The organism is Vibrio sp. V03_P4A6T147 (assembly GCF_002241085.1).
GTDB classification, from domain to species: domain Bacteria; phylum Pseudomonadota; class Gammaproteobacteria; order Enterobacterales; family Vibrionaceae; genus Vibrio; species Vibrio anguillarum.
Genome location: NZ_NDIO01000022.1, coordinates 1 through 2,995, shown reverse-complemented (window position 1 = coordinate 2,995; position 2,995 = coordinate 1). Strand labels below are relative to the sequence as shown.

The following is a 2,995-nucleotide window of genomic DNA, read 5'->3' as shown; positions in this document are numbered from 1 at the left end:
ATATTATCCATATTTAAATAAGTGACATTAATCCAAGAAAAATATAACAAAGTGATAAGTTTCATCATAAAAATGAGCCCCCGATAGGAGGCTCATTTTATTTTGAGATTGCAGAGGTAGTGCTGGGTAATATCTTAACACTCAGTCGTTTGTCTGCTTGTAAATATTGATTAGCAACATGACGCAGATCATTCGTACTCACCTGATTGATGGCGTGACGAACCTCCTGCCAACGACTATAGCGATGCGGATAAGTTTGAGCTAGCGATGCGATATCAAGCCAAAATACATTCTTTTCTGGCAGGCTATCTAACCATTGTAGAAGCGGTTGTTTCGCTCGTTGCAACATATCAGCATCAATGCCATGATCAGCTTTCACTCGAGACAATACCGCATCGAAACTCTCTTCCACTAATTTAAGTTGCGTTGTGTCTGTCACACTGAACAGCCCCAAATAACCAAATCCTGTGGGAAGAAAATCATTGCTGCTAAATGGGTAAGGTGAGTAACTCGCGCCAGCCTTTTCTCTCACTTCTTCCGTCAACAAAATACTGAGAACCTCTTCAAGCAGCATCAGTTTTGCGTAGTGTTCGGCATTCACCTTATCAGTCGTTGGCCACAGCCAAGCCAATGCCGCGGCATTGGCTGAACCTTGATGCTCAACAATATGTGATGCAGGCACTGGTGGAAACTCAACGCGCTCAACTTGCAGCTCTTTTTCTGGATGACGCGGCAAAGCGCCCAGTGTTTTAGCAACCGATTGAATCGTTTTCTCTTCGTCAAGATCACCCACAATGGCTATTTCTAAAAGGCCTTTATCTACCGCCGAGGCAAACACTGGAACTAATTCTGAAAAATGACGCTTTAACAGTTCCTCGTCATGGCTACGAAATCGTGGGTCGTCAGGGTGCAATAATTCAGGTAACACCGTCCAAAATGCCTCTTCTGGCGTCGTGTTCTGGCTGTTACTCGCTGCCAGTACTCGTTGACGAAATTGGTTCATCCCCTCTTCTCGCCAGCCCGGGCTCGTTAAAAATGCCGTTTGCAGTGCTAACTGTTGGTCAAGCGACGCTTGATTGGTGAAATCCTGACTCGCAAAACCAAGCGTTCCGACATTGAACCCCGTCGTCACATTGGCAGCAGAAAAGAGATGAATTAACTGCTGAAACGAATGCTGCTCTAACCCACCAGCAACAAAGCCATCATTAAACAGTGCCTGAATGCCCTCTTTTCTAGGTAACGGATATTCGCCAAAACCTAATGCAAGATTGAGGTAGATGACGTTTTTCTCTAACTCGGTTGGCTTGATGTTGAGCTTAACGCCATTGGCAAATTTCAACATCCGAATCCCCGTTTCGGGATCTCGCTTGTCGTGAACGAGCGTGCCCGCCTCACCAAATTCACGGTAGGCAAATGCCTCGACCGATGATATTTGATAAGGCTCTACTGGCTGTTTTTGGCTTTGTTCATATACATCGAGTAGCGTCTGATTGATTTTCTCAACTTTGTATGGCCCAGAAAGATAAATCCACGGCTTACCTTGCCAACGTTCTGTAAGCAGGTCGTGCAATCGAGCGGCGGTGATTTGAGGTTGATAAGCTTCAAAAAGAGCAAGCGCGAACGTCGGTTCAATCGGGACAAATTGCTGAGCATCACTTGTCGCTAAGCCTTGCGCAATCGAAAAACTATGCAAGGTATCGCTACTTGCTGCTCTTTGCTGATAATCAGCATGTATTGCCTTGATCGCTTGATCAATTTCGCTCTGATTAAAGCCGTATCGAATCGCTTGTCGCACCGTCTGTTCAAGTAATGTCAGCCCATGCCGCCACTGCTCGGGCAAGGTTACCAGTGACAATTCCATCCGTGATGCGATACCGAAATCTTGTTCAATATGAACAAAAGCATTCGTTATCCCCTCTTGGTCTATCAGATGGGGAAGTAAGCGTTGGTAGAGTAAGTTCGACAATATTGATTCAAGGATCATTTCATGGCGACTTTCAACGCTATCTGCTTGTCGCTCTTGTGGTGCAATCACACCAAGCGAAATTTGGGTCGGCAAACGAGCATCAAAGAAAACATCGGCTTGCAAGTGTGTCCTTACTGCAGGCAACATCAAATGGTCAGCCCGTAGCGGTACCGCATCCCGGTGAGGTACCCAGTTAGAAAAAAGTCGTTTGATCTGCTCTTCGGCCTGAGCAACATCAAGGTCTCCCACCACAATGATCGTGGTGCGTTCTGGCGTGTAAAAACGTTGATAGAGTGAACGTAACTGCTCTGAGCTAGCATGTTTTACTACATCGAGATCACCAATTGGCAAACGTTTTGACAAAGGGCTCCTCGGATATAAGAAACTAAGTTGTTGACGATAATTCTCAACATCAGCGGAATTTCTCTCTTTCCATTCCGCCACAACAACCGGTTTTTCTTGCTCCAACGCCTTTGGTTCAAGCTTAAGGCGATCCGCAATCTCTCTCATAAGCCACAAACCAGTTGCTACTTTTTGTGAGTCTCCTTGAGCAATATTGAACTCATACACGGTTTGATTGAATTGAGTCACCGCATTGGTATCGGATCCAAAACTTAATCCTAAGCGTTCAAGTTGGCGAATCATCTCCCCTTCGGCTACAGAGTCCGAACCTTTAAACGCCATGTGTTCTAAAAGATGCATCAAGCCTTGTTCTTGATCTGACTCGACTAAAGAACCACCCGCAATGCGCATACGCATAATGACAGCATGAGCAGGTGTCGTGTTATGGACTAATTGGTACCTTAAGCCGTTTTCAAGCTGACCTTCGTGAATGCGATGACTTTTAGGTAACTCCGTCGATAGCGAACTGGCCGATATGACAAGCAGCAATAATAAGCTCAATGGGTGAAAAAATAGAATATTACGCAAATTAAGATTCTCAGTATGTATGGAACGACACTCATTCGAATTGAGCGCTTATTATCACCCATTTATTGAATTTATAAATACATCAAGACAATTCCATAC

Annotated in this window: 1 protein-coding gene; it reads right to left on the bottom strand. The window is 44.9% G+C overall.

Annotated features, from left to right (window positions below; translation table 11 throughout):
* Positions 1–97: 97 nt before the first annotated feature.
* Positions 98–2,896: a pitrilysin family protein gene (locus B9J84_RS00740; protein ID WP_094123299.1), complete on the bottom strand. Its 2,799-nt coding sequence runs from the start codon at positions 2,894–2,896 to the stop codon at positions 98–100.
* Positions 2,897–2,995: the final 99 nt, after the last annotated feature.